The sequence below is a fragment of the Bacillus sp. FSL W7-1582 genome (genome assembly GCF_038593325.1).
Classification (GTDB): Bacteria; Bacillota; Bacilli; order Bacillales; family Bacillaceae; genus Bacillus; species Bacillus altitudinis.
This window is the reverse complement of record NZ_CP151987.1, coordinates 1804801-1821442: the sequence shown is the minus strand read 5'-3', so window position 1 is coordinate 1821442 and position 16642 is coordinate 1804801. Positions and strand designations below refer to the sequence as shown.

The following is a 16642-nucleotide window of genomic DNA, read 5'->3' as shown; positions in this document are numbered from 1 at the left end:
CACATCATGATAGAACTGATCATGAACGATATATTGGGCACACCCGCAATTCTCATCGGTTTGTTTGCACTGGCTGGTTTACTTTTGCAGAAAAAGTCAGCTGCCGATACTGTATCAGGCACCTTAAAAACAACAATGGGTTTTTTAATATTAGGAGCGGGCGCCACAGTCGTATCTGATTCACTTGGGGTTTTCAGGAAGATGTTTGAAGCAGCCTTTCACATTCAAGGGGTTGTCCCAAATACAGATGCCATGGCAGCCATTGCCCAAAAGGAATTCGGTACACAGACAGCGCTCATTATGATTTTTGGTATGGTGGTCAATTTGCTTTTGGCAAAATTCACACCCTTTAAATACGTCTTTTTAACTGGTCATCATACGCTATATATGGCGGCTATGCTTGCAGTCGTTCTGTCAACAGCCGGCATGCAAGGAACGCTGCTGATCATCACTGGTTCAATCGTATTAGGTGCAGCGATGGTCATTGCTCCCGCAATCCTTCAGCCGTTTACAAGGAAAGTCACTGGAAGTGATGATCTGGCGCTCGGTCATTTCAGTACGTTCGGCTATTTTACAGCGGGAATGATCGGCAAATGGGTCGGGCGCCCAGAGAAATCAACGGAAACCATTCAAGTGCCTAAATCACTCGGTTTTCTAAGAGATACATCGGTGGCCATCTCCATTACGATGGCTTTGCTTTTCTTTGCGATTGCACCGTTTGCGGGAATTTCATATATAGAAAACATTAGTGGTGGTACGAACTTTGCTGTCTTCATTCTCATTCAGGCCATTACCTTTGCTGCTGGGGTGTACATTATTTTAGCAGGTGTACGGATGGCAATCGGGGAAATTGTGCCTGCTTTCAAAGGGATTGCCGATCGTTTCGTCAAAGGGGCAAAGCCGGCACTTGATGCGCCAACTGTTTTCCCATTTGCTCCAAATGCGGTGATCATCGGTTTTTTATGCAGTTTTGCAGGAGGCATCGTGTCTATTTTCCTTCTTCCTTTGTTTGGTTTAACTGTCATTGTTCCTGGACTTGTGCCACACTTTTTCTGCGGTGCGACAGCGGGCGTATATGGCAATGCAACGGGGGGAGTGAGAGGTGCAGTCGCCGGTTCCTTTGTAAATGGAATACTCCTTTCATTTTTACCAGCTTGTTTACTTCCTGTGTTAGGCACTCTTGGCTTTGAAGGGACAACATTTGGAGATACAGACTTCGGTATCATCGGAATATTGATTGGATTGATCAAATTTTTATTTCATCTTTAAAAAGGAGGCATTTCAGGATGACAGCTTTTTTCTCACCTTCATTGATGTGCATGGATTTAACACACTTCCGTGAACAAATTCAGCTTCTGAACACAAGGGCAGACCGTTATCATGTCGACGTCATGGATGGTCATTACGTAAAGAATATGACCTTATCACCCTTTTTCATTGAACAACTTCGGAAACTGACAGATGTTCCGATTGATGTTCATCTAATGGCCGAACAGCCTCAGGAATTTTTAATTGATGCATGTATTGATGCAGGCGCAACGATGATTTGTTTACATCCAGAAGTGGTGCAAAAAGACGTTTTTCGAATCATTCGGCATATCCACGAAAGAAAGTGTGAGGTCGGCTTTGTTCTCAATCCCGCCACACCAGTTGCAGCATTAGATGCTTTTATTCATTTAATAGACCGGGTGACGATCATGACAATTGATCCAGGGTTTGCGGGTCAGCCTTTTATCAAAGAAATGCTTCCGAAAATAAAAGAGGTGAAAGAAATCAAAGAGAAGGGGGGATACTCATTTTCAATTGAGGTAGACGGCTCTTGTAATGAAAGCACGTTCCGGTTGCTTGCTGAGGCAGGAAATGAAATTTACATCATTGGCACTTCAGGTTTATTTGGCCTTCACGAAGAATTAGATAAAGCATGGGAAATAATGAAGCAATTGTTCGCAAAAGAAACAGCCACAATGAAATCACCTTAGTAAAAAGGAGGATGAAGCCCATCCTCTTTTTTACGCAATTTTACTAAAAAAACTATCTCCTTATCAAAACATACTCAAAAACTTCATAAAAGCACAAATTTATAATTGAAAGCGCTTTATTTATGTGTTATTCTTCAAATATCTTTAGTAAACATTTAGTCAAAAATGATGAGGAGTTTACCTATGACTACACTCAAAGATATTGCTCATGATGCAAAAGTATCCGTCTCTACTGTATCCCGTGTGTTAAATGGCGACCAAACGCTTGCCGTTTCACACGCAACAAGACAAAACATCCTCGACATAGCCAAGAAATTAAACTATACCCCAGTCAGAGCAAGAAAAGCCGATCAAGCAGAAGTTAAAAGCCCACCCGCATCCCCAGTCATCGGTGTCGTTGTCGCCCAATCCATTGACGAAGAATTAAATGATCCTTTTTTTTCATCGATTCGAAAAGGAATTGAAAAAGAATATGCCAAACAAGGTCTGTCTACTCTCCATACCTTTCGCCTAAGAAACATGGACAAAGGGGCGATACTAAAGGATATTGACGGTTTGATTGTCATTGGACGAATCAGCCCTGATACGGTTGAAAAGATGACAAACCGAATGGAACATATCGTTTTTATCAATCATTATGCGGATGAAGATTTGTATGATTGTGTACATGTGGATTTTGTCAGAGCGGCAGATCGTGCCATTTGTCATCTGCAATCTCTCGGCTATACACATCTAGGCTATATTGGCGGGAAAGAGAGGGAGCATTATTTCGAAGGAAATGCTGTGATTGAGGATGAAAGACAAACAACTTTTATCAAAAGAATGCAAGAAGCGGGAACTCTTCATATGAATGACATCCACATAGGCGAATATTCGATGCAAGAAGGCTACTCACTTATGCAAAAAGCCATTCAGAAAGGAAAGCTTCCAGAAGCCTTTTTTATCGGAAGTGATTCTATGGCAATAGGCGCTATGCGTGCGCTACATGAAGCCGGTCTTCGTGTACCTCAAGATGTCTCAATCGTGGGGTTTAATGATATCGAAGCCGCTTCCTTTTCAAGCCCGCCGCTCACAACGGTTAAAGTATATACAGAACAAATGGGGGAAGTAGGTCTAAAGCTTTTGCTTGAGCGGATAGAAGGAAGAAAGCTTCCCCTAAAAGTCGTCGTGCCAACAAAGCTCATGCAAAGAGGCAGCACATGCCCAATCCATGAAAGGGGGTGAACGAGCATTTCAGCAAACAAAAAAGAGACAAAAAAGCAGGAAGGGAGCTGCTGAGCATGATGGCCAGATCATGCTGAAAACAACGCAGTTCACCCAATTGCTCTCTTATCTCTTTGAAAAGAATAGAATTCCAGTATAATGGACTTCTTTTGTTTCCGCAACTGCATGAATTCTACCGATAATCGTCTGAATTTTCAGTAATCAAAAGGAGGAAACGATGAGTAAAAAAATTCTGATGCTGTGTGTAGCTCTAGTTTTGTCGATGATCTTGTCTGCTTGCGGCAATAACGGTGCGTCTGAAGCAAACGGGAAAGTGACCTTGACTCTATTCTCCACAATGAGTAACAGCGGGGAGAGAAAGGCATTTGAAGAAGTGATCCGTGATTTTGAAAAAGAACATCAAAACATCCGAATTGATGCCAACTTCCCTGGCAACAGCTATGAAGATATGATACGCGTCAAAATGGGGGCAAACGATATGCCAGACCTATTTGATACACACGGCTGGGCCAAGCTGCGATATAGCGAATACGTGGCTGATCTAAAGGAGATGGACTGGGTAAAACAACTCGATCCTTCACTCGATCAAATTTTAAAAGACAAAGACGGCAAAGTCTATGCCTATCCGCTGAATCAAGCAAAAGACGGACTTAGTTTTAATGCCAATCTATTAAAAGAATATGGCATAAAAGTTCCTAAAACACTGAATGAACTGAAAAGTGCTTTACAAACTGTCAAAGAAAAAAGTAAAGGAGACGTTGTGCCGCTCTGGATCCCAGGAGGCGACAATTCTAATATTGCCCAAGTCTTTGATGAGCTGGCAACGCCTTTACTCATTACCGATCAAAAACATCAATACGGAAAAGACCTTGAAAATGGATCATTTGATTGGTCTCACTATACACCGCTTGCACAGTTTATGAAGGAGCTGAAAGATCAAGACCTTTTAAACAAAGACGTACTCACGGCGAAACTATCCCAAGCACCTGAGCTGATGGCACAAAACAAAATCGCTTTCACCTTTGTGGGAGGATCTTTAGGACCTGAGGCGACTGAACTCAATCAATCGATCAAAGTAGGCACCATGCCCGTACCAGCTATTCATGAAGGTGATGAGCAAAGCTGGATTGGCGGGGAACGCTTTACTGTTGCGGCATGGAAAGACTCAAAGCATCTAAAAGAAGCAAAACAATTCATTGACTTTTTAGCAAAGCCTGAAAACGCAAAGAAAATCGCAGAGGGCACTTCCTCTGAAACGGCTTTAAAAGAAGTCAAAGCCAAAAACTATTACTCTACATTTTACGAGCAATATGAAGATATTAAGATTGAACCCTATTTTGATCGGAAATACCTACCGAGCGGCATGTGGGCTGTCATGGCAACGACCGGTCAAGAATTATTAGCAGGCTCCATCACACCGGAACAACTATCGAAGAAAATGGAAGAGGAATATAAGCGTCTGAAAAAACAATAGCAGGCTCATGCTGAAACAGGAGTGAAGCCAATGAGTGACATCACAAAAGAAAAACAGGCGGCGACATTTACCTCTTTTCCAAAACAGAAGATGAAAAATAGCCAAAATTCTTCACTTTGGTGGATGTATCTGCCTGCTGTTCTCGTTGTCAGTGCCTTTATCATTTATCCCTTTTTTAACGGGATTCAGCTTTCTTTTACAAATTGGAACGGTTTCTCACAACAGTATGAGTGGATTGGACTGGATCAATACAAACGATTGCTGCAAGATCCAACCACATGGCTTGTTGTGAGAAATACCCTTCTTTACGGCATCGGGAGCACCATCTTACAAAATATGATTGGACTTGGATATGCACTCTTATTAAATCAAAGTTTAAAGATGAGAGCCATCACAAGAACGGTGATCTATTTACCCGTCATGATCAGCCCGATTGCTATGGGCTATATCTGGTATTTTGTCTTTGCGTACCAAGGCGGCGCATTAAACGACGTTGTCACCCTTTTTGGATTTGATCCAATGAACGCACTTGGTAATCCGCAGCTAAACACTTGGATCATCGTGTTTGTGAATACGTATCAATTCGTCGGGATTGCCATGATCATTTATTTAGCAGGACTCCAAAGCATTCCTAAAGATTATTATGAAGCAGCACAACTCGATGGCGCTTCAGGTCTTCAGCAATTTTGGCGAATCACATTACCGCTTTTAATGCCATCTATCACCATCAATGTTGTGCTCAATGTGATCGGTGGACTTAAATTATTTGATGTCATTGTCGCCCTCACTGGCGGAGGACCCGGAGATTCCTCGCAATCGATGTCGACTTTTATGTACGATCTGTATTTCAAACGGCAGGATGCAGGCTATGCAGCGACGCAAGGTGTCTTCATGGCTGTCATCATCCTTGTCGTTAGTGTCGCAGCGCTCATTTATTTCAAACGAAAGGAGACCGAGGTGTGATGGATAACGCCTATAAACGAAAGAAAAGATGGTACTCCTTACTCGCCCTTTTGATCACATTGCTGCACCTGATTCCATTTTATATTTTAGTCACGACCTCTCTAAAGGGGATAGGAGATTTTAGCTCAAAATGGTTGTTCCCATCAACGCTTCATTTTGAAAACTTTCTGATGGCATGGACAGATGCTCAGCTTGGCCAGTCCTTTTTGAATACAGTGATCATTACGTTCAGCTCGGCTGCCCTACTCATCATCTTTGGATCACTTGCCGCCTATCCGCTTGCAAGAAGAGGAACAAAGCTGAATCAAGCGGTGTATCTCTTATTCATTGCCATTATGGTCATACCGCCGCTCACAGCCCTTGTCCCTTTATACAAAATGGTTGTACAAATTGGCATGATGAATACTTATCAAATCGCTATTTTAAACAATGTTGCTGCTTTTTTGCCACTGACGATTTTTCTATATGCCGGTTTTATCCGGTCGACGATTCCAAAGGAGCTTGAAGAAGCCGCTCGTATTGATGGTGCGGGAACACTCAGAGTCTTTTTCACCGTCGTTTTTCCGCTGCTGAAGCCGATTACCGCTTCTGTTTTAATCATTGCCTGTGTGTATATTTGGAACGACTATCAATTTGCCATCTTCTTCTTGCAAGATAAAGAGATGCATACACTTACAGTCGCCTTATCCAATTTCTTTGGTCAAAATCAACACCAGCTCCAGCTCGTTGGCGCCGCTGCTCTTATTGCGATGCTGCCAATGGTCACGATGTTTTTACTTTTGCAAAAATACTTTATCGCAGGGCTGTCTCAAGGCTCTGTTAAAGGGTAATCCAACCTTGATGTAAAAAGGAGTGTCGTCTATGTCTAAAATTACATTTATCGGTGCAGGAAGTACCGTGTTTGCTAAAAATATATTAGGAGATTGTTTGTTCGTTCCCGCACTTGCTGGCTTTGAATTTGCGTTATATGATATCGACCATAACCGGCTGAAAGAATCAGAAACGATGCTACGTCACTTAAAAGAGAACTACGGTGCACATGTGACCATTCAGTCGTATCACAACCGGAAAGAAGCCTTAAAGAATGCGAAATATGTCATCAATGCCATCCAGGTAGGAGGCTATCAGCCAAGCACTGTTATTGATTTTGAGATTCCAAAAAAATATGGATTAAGACAAACGATTGCGGATACGGTTGGCATCGGCGGTATTTTCCGTTCACTTCGAACCATTCCCGTGATGCTGGACTTCGCAAAGGATATGGAAGAGGTATGTCCACACGCCTTATTATTAAATTACACGAATCCAATGGCCACACTGACTGGCGCTATGCTGCGTTATACTCGGGTTCAAACGGTTGGTCTTTGCCATAGCGTACAGGTGTGTACGAAAGATTTATTTCAATCACTTGAAATGGATCATGAAGGCATTGAAGAAAAAATTGCCGGCATTAATCACATGGCATGGTTATTAGAAGTGAAACGGGACGGTCAAGACTTGTATCCAGAAATCAAAGCAAGAGCAAAAGAAAAACAAAAAATGCGGCATCCTGATATGGTTCGTTTTGAACTAATGGATAAATTCGGCTACTATGTCACCGAATCCTCAGAGCACAATGCAGAATATCATCCGTATTTTATCAAATCTCGTTATCCAGAACTGATTGGACAGTTTAACATTCCGCTCGATGAATACCCAAGACGCTGCGAGGAACAAATCAACAATTGGAATACGATGAAACATGACCTTGTGGGAAACACACAAATCACGCATACGCGCTCTAAAGAATATGGTTCACGTATCATTGAAGCGATTGAAACGAACGTTCCCTTTAAATTTGGTGGAAATGTACTGAACACAGGAGGACTCATTCACAACCTTCCTGAAAAAGCCTGTGTGGAAGTGCCATGTGTTGCAGACCGGAGCGGTATCATGCCATGTTATATCGGAGAGATACCTGAACAATTGGCTGGACTCAACCGGACCAATATCAGCTCACAGCTCATGACGATTGAAGCTGCAATCAGCGGCAAAAAAGAACACATTTACCAAGCGGCATTATTAGACCCGCATACAAGTGCTGAATTATCAATTGATGACACCATCAAACTATGTAATGAATTAATTGAAGCACACGGGGAGATGCTCCCGGCTTATACAGAGCCAAGTCAATACGCAATTTCTTCTAAATAACTAACATAAACAGTCTTAACCTGATGCACCTGGCATCAGGTTTTTTTAGATCAACAAACTGATCATTGACTGGAAGCGTTTTTAATATTATGATTTTTTAAAGTTAACCAACAGTTAACCAAAAATATATCATCAATTGATTAACATGATCATGACACACAGACAAAACGACCTAAAAGGGGGACAGATCTGCGGAACCAAAAGAGCTAGAAGGTATAGACTTCACATGTTTTATCAGAACGTAAAGCAAAATTGTGGTTTCATTTGACAAAGAGTGTATACAGATGAAGGCCCCTTAGATGAGACAATGACGATAAATCAACACACGATTGCATCACAATCCAAACAAAGAGGAGAGAGGGAACATGACCAAAACAGATGTACAAACGTTGAAAAATTATATTGGCGGACAATGGGTGGACGCCGAAACGAACCAAACGGAAGCTGTTTATAATCCAGCTACTGGCGAAGTCATCGCAGAAGTACCACTTTCAACAAAAACGGATGTAGAACATGCAGTCCAGGCAGCACAAGAAGCGTTCACCACTTGGTCTAAAACAGCTGTTCCCCGGCGCGCACGTATCTTATTTAAATACCAACAGTTACTCGTAGAGAAATGGGATGAGTTAGCTGAACTTGTCACGCTGGAAAACGGAAAAAGTGTAACAGAAGCAAAAGGAGAGGTGCAGCGAGGAATTGAATGTGTGGAATTTGCCGCTGGTGCACCAACCTTAATGATGGGGAAACAACTGCCTGATATTGCGACTGGTCTAGAGTCTGGCATGTACCGCTACCCAATTGGCGTCATCGGCGGCATTACCCCGTTTAACTTTCCGATGATGGTCCCATGCTGGATGTTCCCGCTTGCCATCGCTTGCGGAAATACATTTGTTTTAAAACCTTCAGAACGGACGCCAATCCTTGCTGCACGGTTAGCAGAACTATTTGAAGAAGCGGGACTTCCAAAAGGTGTGCTCAACATTGTCAATGGCGCTCACGATGTAGTAAACGGTCTGCTTGAACATGAAAAGGTAAAAGCCATTTCGTTTGTCGGCTCTCAGCCAGTCGCAGAATACGTCTATAAAAAAGGGACATCACATGGTAAACGTGTACAAGCACTTGCCGGTGCAAAAAATCACTCTATCGTCTTGAAAGATGCTGATTTAGAATCAGCCACAAAACAAATCATTGGCGCTGCTTTTGGATCAGCAGGTGAACGCTGCATGGCAGCAGCCGTTGTCGCAGTGGAAGAAGACGTGGCGGACGACTTGATTCAACAATTGGTCGATGAATCCAACCAGCTTGTCATCGGAAACGGAATAAATGAAGATGTCTTTCTCGGACCAGTCATTCGGAAAGAGCATAAAGAACGAACTCTTCAATATATCCAATCAGGAATTGAAGGAGGCGCAAGCCTGATTCGTGATGGCAGACAAGATAACGAAACAAATGGAGAAGGGTATTTTGTCGGACCAACGATCTTTGATCATGTCACAAATCAAATGAAAATCTGGCAGGACGAGATTTTTGCCCCAGTCTTATCCATTGTCCGTGTCTCATCACTCGCAGAAGCAATCGACCTGTCCAATCAATCAAAATTCGCAAACGGTGCCTGCCTATACACAGACAGCGCTTCAAGCATAAGAGAATTTCGTGAAAACATCGAAGCCGGCATGTTAGGCATTAACATTGGTGTCCCTGCTCCAATGGCTTTCTTCCCATTTTCCGGCTGGAAAGATTCCTTCTACGGAGACTTGCACGCCAATGGGACAGATGGAGTAGAGTTTTACACGAGAAAGAAAATGGTGACCGCTCGTTATATGTAGTCTACATTTATTGAACATTGAGGAAGAATGCAGCTCCATCATGGAGACTGCATTTTTTTGTTGTCTTCTAGTTAAAAAGTAAGGGTTTTCATCGCACTCTTTACAAGGATTCACAGGGAGAAATCATTCTTTGTATTCATTCTTCATCACGAAACATCAACATAATTTGAAATTGGGCCTAAACCCCAATATCAGGAAGATGAAAACAGGAGGAAATGACACGATGAGGATGAGGACGAGGATGAAGTGTAGCGTTTGTTTATTGATCTTCACTTTGGTACTGAGTTGTTTGCCAGTATATGAAGCTCATGCGGCAAGCACACCAATTGCCAAGCAAGTAGGAAATGCAAACCCGCTCATTGATCATCACTTAGGAGCAGACCCGTTTGCGCTTACCTATAACGGAAGAGTGTACCTTTATATGTCGAGTGATGACTATGAATATCAAAGCAACGGAACAATTAAGGACAATTCATTTGCAAATCTGAATAGAGTATTCGTCATCTCTTCGGCGGATATGGTCAACTGGACCGATCACGGAGCGATTCCAGTAGCGGGAGCAAATGGGGCAAATGGCGGCAGAGGCATTGCCAAATGGGCAGGCGCATCATGGGCCCCATCAGCAGCGGTAAAGAAGATCAATGGAAAGGATAAATTTTTCCTTTATTTCGCTAACAGCGGCGGAGGGATTGGAGTCCTTACAGCAGACAGCCCGATCGGCCCATGGACTGATCCGATTGGAAAACCACTCGTTACGCCAAGTACACCTGGCATGTCTGGAGTTGTATGGCTTTTTGATCCGGCCGTATTTGTAGATGATGACGGTACTGGTTATCTATATGCCGGCGGTGGCGTTCCAGGCGGTTCCAATCCAACGCAGGGACAATGGGCAAATCCTAAAACAGCAAGAGTCCTGAAGCTAGGTGCTGATATGACAAGTGTGGCCAGTATCGCATCCACCATTGATGCTCCTTTTATGTTTGAAGATTCAGGGATGCATAAGTATAACGGTACCTATTACTATTCCTATTGCATCAATTTTGGCGGCTCACATCCTGCTGATAAACCACCTGGTGAAATCGGCTATATGACGAGCTCAAGTCCGATGGGACCCTTCACGTATAAAGGACACTTTCTGAAAAATCCGGGTGCTTTTTTTGGTGGCGGCGGTAACAACCATCATGCGGTGTTCAATTTTAAAAATGAGTGGTATGTGGTGTATCATACGCAAACCGTTAGCTCTGCATTATACGGAAGCGGCAAAGGCTATCGCTCTCCACATATTAACAAGCTTGTGCATAATGCAGATGGCTCCCTTCGAGAAGTAGCAGCCAATTATGAAGGGGTGAAACAGCTATCTAATCTGAATCCATATCAACGTGTTGAAGCTGAAACATTCGCTTGGAATGGACGCATTTTGACAGAAGCCTCGTCAGCACCAGGAGGACCAGTGAATAACCAGCATGTCACCAATATTCAAAATGGCGATTGGGTGGCTTTAGGGAATGTAGACTTTGGTTCAAATGGCGCTAGAACATTTAAAGCCAATGTCGCATCGACAGTAGGCGGGAAAATAGAAGTACGCCTTGGCAGCGCAAACGGCAGACTGGTCGGTACACTTGATGTTCCTTCCACCGGTGGAACACAAAACTGGCGGGAAATAGAAACATCGATTAACGGCGCATCCGGAGTGCACAACGTATTTTTTGTCTTTACCGGAACTGGCGGGGGAAATCTATTCCAATTTGATTCTTGGCAGTTTACTCAAAGGTAGCGAATAAAGGTGCTTAAATGTTTGATAGAGGAGTGGGAAATTTGATGTCATGTATAAAAAAACCAATGCTTGCTTTATTGGTGTGTTTCACCATGCTGTCTGTCATGTTCATAGGCCCCGGAGTAGCTGAAGTATCAGCAGCTGACGCAAACATTAACCTTAATGCAGAAAGACAAGTGATTCGTGGTTTTGGCGGAATGAACCATCCAGCTTGGATTGGTGATTTGACAGCACCACAAAGGGAAACCGCCTTTGGCAATGGACAAAATCAGTTAGGGTTTTCCATTCTTAGAATTTATGTAGACGAAAACAGAAACAATTGGAGCAGAGAAGTCGCGACGGCCAAACGAGCGATCGAGCATGGTGCTCTAGTCATTGCTTCCCCTTGGAATCCTCCAAGCAGTATGGTTGAAACATTTAACCGGAATGGATCACCTGCCAAGCGGCTTAAATACAATCAATACGCAGCATATGCTCAGCATCTGAATGATTTTGTCACTTACATGAAAAACAACGGAGTCAATCTTTATGCCATTTCTGTACAAAACGAGCCTGATTATGCGCATGAATGGACATGGTGGACACCTCAGGAAATCCTGCGATTCATGAGAGAAAATGCCGGCTCCATTAATGCACGTGTGATTGCACCAGAATCGTTTCAATACCTTAAGAATATCTCAGATCCTATCTTAAACGATCCGCAGGCGCTAAGGAATATGGACATTCTCGGCGCTCATCTATACGGAACCCAAATTAGCCAGCTTCCGTACCCTCTTTTCAAACAAAAAGGGGCAGGGAAAGAGCTATGGATGACAGAGGTCTACTACCCGAATAGTGATAACAATTCAGCGGACCGCTGGCCTGAAGCATTAGGGGTATCAGAGCATATTCACCATTCAATGGTGGAAGGGGACTTTCAGGCGTATGTGTGGTGGTACATCCGGAGATCATACGGTCCTATGAAAGAAGATGGAATGATTAGCAAGCGCGGATACAACATGGCGCATTTCTCCAAGTTTGTGCGACCAGGTTTCGTCAGAATTGATGCAACGAAAAGCCCTGAACCAAATGTTTTCGTCTCAGCCTACAAAGGAAACAATCAGGTCGTCATTGTGGCGATTAATAAAAGCAATGCAGGGGTCAATCAACACTTCGTCGTGCAAAATGGCTCCGTTTCTCAGGCGTCTAGATGGGTGACGAGCGGCAGCAGCAACCTTCAACCTGGAACTGACTTAAACATATCAGGAAATCAATTTTGGGCTCATCTCCCGGCTCAAAGTGTGACAACATTTGTGGTCAAACGCTAAAGAAACACGAAAAGCCAATTTTCTCATTAAAAAAGAAAATTGGCTTTTTTCTGTGTAAATAGAAAGTTGATTTTTCACGACGTCAACACTTTGGGTATAATAATAACAATGACTTCAGGAGAGTGATCATCATGCCAAAGGTTCAAAGCAAAGTATTGATTATAGATGACGAAAAAGAAATTTTAGAATTAATCCATACCGTATTAACAAGAGAAGGCATTGACCAAGTGTTAACAGCTTCAACTGCCCGTGATGGGCTCACGCAATTTCATCAAGAACAACCAGATCTCGTCATATTGGATATTATGCTGCCAGACGGTGAAGGCTACGATATTTGCAAACAAATCAGAGATGTTTCGCATGTTCCGATTATTTTTTTATCAGCAAAGGGAGAGGAATCAGACAAAATTGTAGGACTTGCCATTGGCGGCGATGATTACATTACAAAACCGTTTAGTCCAAAAGAAGTCGCCTACCGGGTAAAAGCCCAGCTAAGACGGTCATCATACGTACAGCCTTCTCAAGCGGAGCCCGTGATCAAAAAAGGACCATTTGAGTTAAACGAGCAGCAAGCCGAACTGACGAAAAACGGTGCGGCAATTGAACTCACACCGAAAGAACTTATGTTGATGACTTATTTCTTGCAGCATCCGAATCGCGTCATCAGTAAAGAAACGCTTTATCAAACGGTTTGGGGAGAGGATTTCTTCGGTTCTGATAATACGGTAATGGTTCATATACGAAGACTGCGGGAAAAAATAGAACATTCCCCATCTACACCAGAATTTCTCGTGACGGTCAAAGGACTTGGCTATAAATTTGTTGTAAAGGATGCGTAAAGATGAAATGGCGATTAACAGGCAGATACATGGTCTCTGTCATTATCGTGACCATTATCACGGTCTTTATTAACTTATTTGGATTCATGATAGGGCTTGTACTACAAGCAAGCAGTCAGCAAAACGAAGAAAATACGCCGGAAACCTTCACAAGAACATTTGAACAATACATCACCTTGTCTAATCAAAATATCACTGTGAGTAAAGAAGGACAGCAAGCTTTAAAACAACAAAATGCGTGGATTCAAATATTAGACGAAAATGGACAAGACGTCTATCATGCACTAGCACCTAAAGGCTTAAAAAGCAAATACACACCTATAGAAATTGTAAACTTACATAAATATAAAGATAAGCAATTGATGTCGACGATCTATGCTGGCGGGAAAAATGGAAAGGGTAAGGAATACAGCTACTTCATCGGATTTAAGGACCCTTCCATCGGAAAATATTTATTTTCTTTTGATACGAAAGAATTAATATCGCAATTCAATATCGGGACGATGATTTTATTATCGATTGATGCCATCATTGCCTTATTCATTGGATACTTATTCAGCCGGCAACTCATCAAACCGCTCGGCCGTGCCATTTATGGCATCCAGCGGCTCGCAAACGGAGATTATACGACAAAGCTGCCAACGAAGGGGATATATAAAGATGTGTTCTATAATGTCAATCACTTATCCGAGCAGCTCGCTTCAAGCCAAAAAGAAAAAGACAAATTAGAGCAAATGCGGGAAGAGTGGATCAGTCATATTTCTCATGATATTAAAACACCATTATCCTCTATTCAAGGCTATGCAGAAATCATGAAAGATCCAAATTATCCTCTTTCAAATCAAGACATTAGACATTATGCCAGCATCATAGAGAATAAATCACTGTACATCAAAGATGTGATGGAGGATCTCAATTTAACAACAAGGCTGAAAAATAACGACGTGATGCTGCATAAAGAACTGGTGAACATTGTGCCATTGCTGCGTGAAACGTTAATTGATATCCTCAACGATTCGAGATATGCAGATCAGACCATTGAGCTGCAAACGCATGTAGACAAGCTTATGCTGAATATTGATACGATCCTCATAAGAAGAGCGGTCACCAATCTCATTTTAAATGCCCTTGTTCACAATGATGCTGATGTGAAAATCATTGTACAGCTTGAACAAAAAGAACATACCCACATCACCATTCAAGACAACGGCAAAGGAATTGAAGAGGCAGAGCTAGAAAAAGTGTTTGACCGCTACTATAGAGGGACGAATACAGGAGGGACACATGCAGGCTCAGGTCTTGGAATGGCGATTGCAAAAGATATCATCCAAAAACACGGGGGAGATATGACAATACAAAGTATAATAGGAGAAGGAACAACGATTGATATCCAATTACCCGCTTAAACGGACATACAAAAAACGGTTCTGATCAATCACAGAACCGTTTTTTCTAACTCTTATTCTGAAAACACTTTAATGCCTTTCACAATGTTCCAAATGAAGAAGTAGATCGCCACAAGGAATGTCACAGCATACGTTGCAATTAAGAACGGACCAGCATGACTGATATCGTTCATGCCAAGTAAACCTGAACCGGCAATACCAAGACCGAAAATCAAATAAGGAATAATATGTGTCCATAGTGATTTTTTCGCATGGTATTTCACTTCGTCTTTTCCTAAGAAATAAACGATAATCGGAAATAGAAACGGTGCAAAAAAGATACTGAAGTAACATAATGAAGACAAAATTTTATTTTCTCTCAAAGCTTTTCACCTCTATGATTGATTTAGAAGAGGGGACCATTTGACTCATCCCTCAATTCCTTACAAACCCATTGTACAACCTCAACCTTAACTCGTATTAATCCGAACCTTACAGCAACCTTAAATATGTTAAACTGTAAAAAGACAAGGAAAGATAAAATGATTCTGGGTATTTTAATCTATTTTTTCAGAAAAAAATAGTTGACTTTGGTCATCCATCTATTTAAAATAAAGTCGTAACCGATGCAGGAGTGTTACTGATATGATCAGGCACCACCAAGTCAGGTAAACAGATTGTACATTTGTACGTTGTTTGCTGAGATTTTGGTGTTTTTTTATGCTTTTTTAGCATTTTAGGTAAGGTGGGATGAGGATGTTCACCGTCGTTAAAGTTTTAAATAATAATATCGTATTAGCTCTAACAGAGGCTCAAAATGAAGTCGTTGTGTTTGGAACAGGAATAGGTTTTAAAAAGAAGAAAGGTGATACACTTGATGAGAGCGCTGTCAGTAAGACATTTTATTCTGATCAGACGTCTCCATTAGAATCTCAACTTGCCGCTATCCCAACTGATATCCTTTTATTAACTGAAAAAATCATTCGCGTAGGCGAAGAGATGTTGAATAAGAAGTTAGGTTCCAGCGCGCTCTTTTCGCTATCCGATCATCTCACCTTCGCTATTCAAAGGCACGAAGAAAAAATGGCGTATGAAAACCCCATTGTGTGGGAAATTCCACATCTCTATTTTCAAGAATATCAAGTCGGGAAAAAAGCACTGACAATTATTCAAAAGATGATGGGCATTTCTTTTGAAGATACTGAAGCTTCACTCATTGCCCTGCATTTTGTAAACGCTCAAATAGATGGTCAGTCTATGGGAGACACCATTAAGATGACTCACCTGACGAAAGAAATCGTCAAAATCATTCAAAATATTTTCGAGATGATATTGGATAAATCATCCATTAATTATTCGAGGTTTATTACCCACTTGAGATATTTTATTGTCAGGCAGGAAACCAACCAACCACCGCAGCAGATGGATGACTCGTTAAAAGAATTAATACAGGATCGTTATATGAAGAGTTATGCCTGCGGATTGATCATCAAAGAAATGTTAAAACGAGAATTCAATTGGAATGTGACAGAAGACGAACTTGTTTTTTTAGTCATCCATATTGAGAGAATCACAAAGGAACACCAAAAAAATAAATGATTTCTTTTAGGCGTGTTATGAAAAAGCATTAACCTAAACAAATCTCCATGAGAAAGAATGATCTTTTCTATGGTGGATT

The 16642-nt window shown here is 41.9% G+C and carries 14 protein-coding genes; 13 read left to right on the top strand and 1 reads right to left on the bottom strand.

The annotated features are described in order from the left end of the window. Positions 1-6 precede the first annotated feature (6 nt). The 12 genes from NSQ11_RS09300 to NSQ11_RS09245 all read left to right on the top strand — a co-directional run bounded on the left by NSQ11_RS09300 (position 7) and on the right by NSQ11_RS09245 (position 14985). Positions 7-1269, top strand: a complete 1263-nt coding sequence (locus NSQ11_RS09300) for a PTS ascorbate transporter subunit IIC (protein ID WP_144741000.1) — start codon at positions 7-9, stop codon at positions 1267-1269. Between the two features lie 17 nt (positions 1270-1286). Next, on the top strand, positions 1287-1979 hold the full coding sequence (gene alsE / locus NSQ11_RS09295; protein WP_025207435.1) for a D-allulose 6-phosphate 3-epimerase: 693 nt from the start codon (positions 1287-1289) through the stop codon (positions 1977-1979). Positions 1980-2162: 183 nt separating this feature from the next. Further along, positions 2163-3203: a LacI family DNA-binding transcriptional regulator gene (locus NSQ11_RS09290; RefSeq protein ID WP_156061668.1), complete on the top strand. Its 1041-nt coding sequence runs from the start codon at positions 2163-2165 to the stop codon at positions 3201-3203. 217 nt (positions 3204-3420) lie between these two features. Continuing rightward, positions 3421-4677 carry an ABC transporter substrate-binding protein gene (locus NSQ11_RS09285; protein ID WP_025207433.1) on the top strand — a complete coding sequence of 419 codons (1257 nt, stop codon included), beginning with the start codon at positions 3421-3423 and terminating at the stop codon, positions 4675-4677. 30 nt (positions 4678-4707) lie between these two features. After that, positions 4708-5640, top strand: a complete 933-nt coding sequence (locus NSQ11_RS09280; protein ID WP_156061672.1) for a sugar ABC transporter permease — start codon at positions 4708-4710, stop codon at positions 5638-5640. After that, a complete protein-coding gene (locus NSQ11_RS09275; protein WP_007499267.1) occupies positions 5640-6470 on the top strand; it encodes a carbohydrate ABC transporter permease in 831 nt (276 codons plus the stop codon). Before NSQ11_RS09280 ends, NSQ11_RS09275 begins: the two co-directional genes overlap by 1 nt. Before the next feature lie 31 nt (positions 6471-6501). After that, on the top strand, positions 6502-7833 hold the full coding sequence (locus NSQ11_RS09270) for an alpha-glucosidase/alpha-galactosidase (RefSeq protein WP_025207430.1): 1332 nt from the start codon (positions 6502-6504) through the stop codon (positions 7831-7833). A gap of 365 nt (positions 7834-8198) precedes the next feature. After that, a complete protein-coding gene (locus NSQ11_RS09265; RefSeq protein ID WP_342501348.1) occupies positions 8199-9659 on the top strand; it encodes a CoA-acylating methylmalonate-semialdehyde dehydrogenase in 1461 nt (486 codons plus the stop codon). Between the two features lie 229 nt (positions 9660-9888). Further along, the gene (locus NSQ11_RS09260; RefSeq protein WP_212339158.1) at positions 9889-11433 is read left to right on the top strand and encodes a glycoside hydrolase family 43 protein; all 1545 of its coding nucleotides are present in this window, start codon (positions 9889-9891) and stop codon (positions 11431-11433) included. Positions 11434-11474: 41 nt separating this feature from the next. After that, positions 11475-12740: a glycoside hydrolase family 30 beta sandwich domain-containing protein gene (locus tag NSQ11_RS09255; protein ID WP_080964594.1), complete on the top strand. Its 1266-nt coding sequence runs from the start codon at positions 11475-11477 to the stop codon at positions 12738-12740. A gap of 131 nt (positions 12741-12871) precedes the next feature. Beyond that, the gene (locus NSQ11_RS09250; protein WP_048002663.1) at positions 12872-13579 is read left to right on the top strand and encodes a response regulator transcription factor; all 708 of its coding nucleotides are present in this window, start codon (positions 12872-12874) and stop codon (positions 13577-13579) included. Between the two features lie 2 nt (positions 13580-13581). Then, on the top strand, positions 13582-14985 hold the full coding sequence (locus NSQ11_RS09245; RefSeq protein ID WP_342501347.1) for a HAMP domain-containing sensor histidine kinase: 1404 nt from the start codon (positions 13582-13584) through the stop codon (positions 14983-14985). Positions 14986-15038: 53 nt separating this feature from the next. Here the strand turns inward: NSQ11_RS09245 and NSQ11_RS09240 are convergent, their stop codons facing one another. Then, positions 15039-15347 (bottom strand): DUF4870 domain-containing protein, encoded by a 309-nt coding sequence (locus NSQ11_RS09240; protein WP_007499277.1) that lies wholly within the window; start codon positions 15345-15347, stop codon positions 15039-15041. Between the two features lie 373 nt (positions 15348-15720). Here NSQ11_RS09240 and NSQ11_RS09235 point away from each other — a divergent pair, with 373 nt between their 5' ends. Next, positions 15721-16563 carry a PRD domain-containing protein gene (locus NSQ11_RS09235; protein WP_008343748.1) on the top strand — a complete coding sequence of 281 codons (843 nt, stop codon included), beginning with the start codon at positions 15721-15723 and terminating at the stop codon, positions 16561-16563. Positions 16564-16642: the final 79 nt, after the last annotated feature.

What these genes read in the sequence shown, in the direction of transcription:
- NSQ11_RS09300 (WP_144741000.1), top strand. Translation starts at nt 7, where the DNA reads ATGATAGAACTGATCATGAACGATATATTGGGCACACCCGCAATTCTC.
- alsE (WP_025207435.1), top strand. Translation starts at nt 1,287, where the DNA reads ATGACAGCTTTTTTCTCACCTTCATTGATGTGCATGGATTTAACACAC.
- NSQ11_RS09290 (WP_156061668.1), top strand. Translation starts at nt 2,163, where the DNA reads ATGACTACACTCAAAGATATTGCTCATGATGCAAAAGTATCCGTCTCT.
- NSQ11_RS09285 (WP_025207433.1), top strand. Translation starts at nt 3,421, where the DNA reads ATGAGTAAAAAAATTCTGATGCTGTGTGTAGCTCTAGTTTTGTCGATG.
- NSQ11_RS09280 (WP_156061672.1), top strand. Translation starts at nt 4,708, where the DNA reads ATGAGTGACATCACAAAAGAAAAACAGGCGGCGACATTTACCTCTTTT.
- NSQ11_RS09275 (WP_007499267.1), top strand. Translation starts at nt 5,640, where the DNA reads ATGGATAACGCCTATAAACGAAAGAAAAGATGGTACTCCTTACTCGCC.
- NSQ11_RS09270 (WP_025207430.1), top strand. Translation starts at nt 6,502, where the DNA reads ATGTCTAAAATTACATTTATCGGTGCAGGAAGTACCGTGTTTGCTAAA.
- NSQ11_RS09265 (WP_342501348.1), top strand. Translation starts at nt 8,199, where the DNA reads ATGACCAAAACAGATGTACAAACGTTGAAAAATTATATTGGCGGACAA.
- NSQ11_RS09260 (WP_212339158.1), top strand. Translation starts at nt 9,889, where the DNA reads ATGAGGACGAGGATGAAGTGTAGCGTTTGTTTATTGATCTTCACTTTG.
- NSQ11_RS09250 (WP_048002663.1), top strand. Translation starts at nt 12,872, where the DNA reads ATGCCAAAGGTTCAAAGCAAAGTATTGATTATAGATGACGAAAAAGAA.
- NSQ11_RS09245 (WP_342501347.1), top strand. Translation starts at nt 13,582, where the DNA reads ATGAAATGGCGATTAACAGGCAGATACATGGTCTCTGTCATTATCGTG.
- NSQ11_RS09235 (WP_008343748.1), top strand. Translation starts at nt 15,721, where the DNA reads ATGTTCACCGTCGTTAAAGTTTTAAATAATAATATCGTATTAGCTCTA.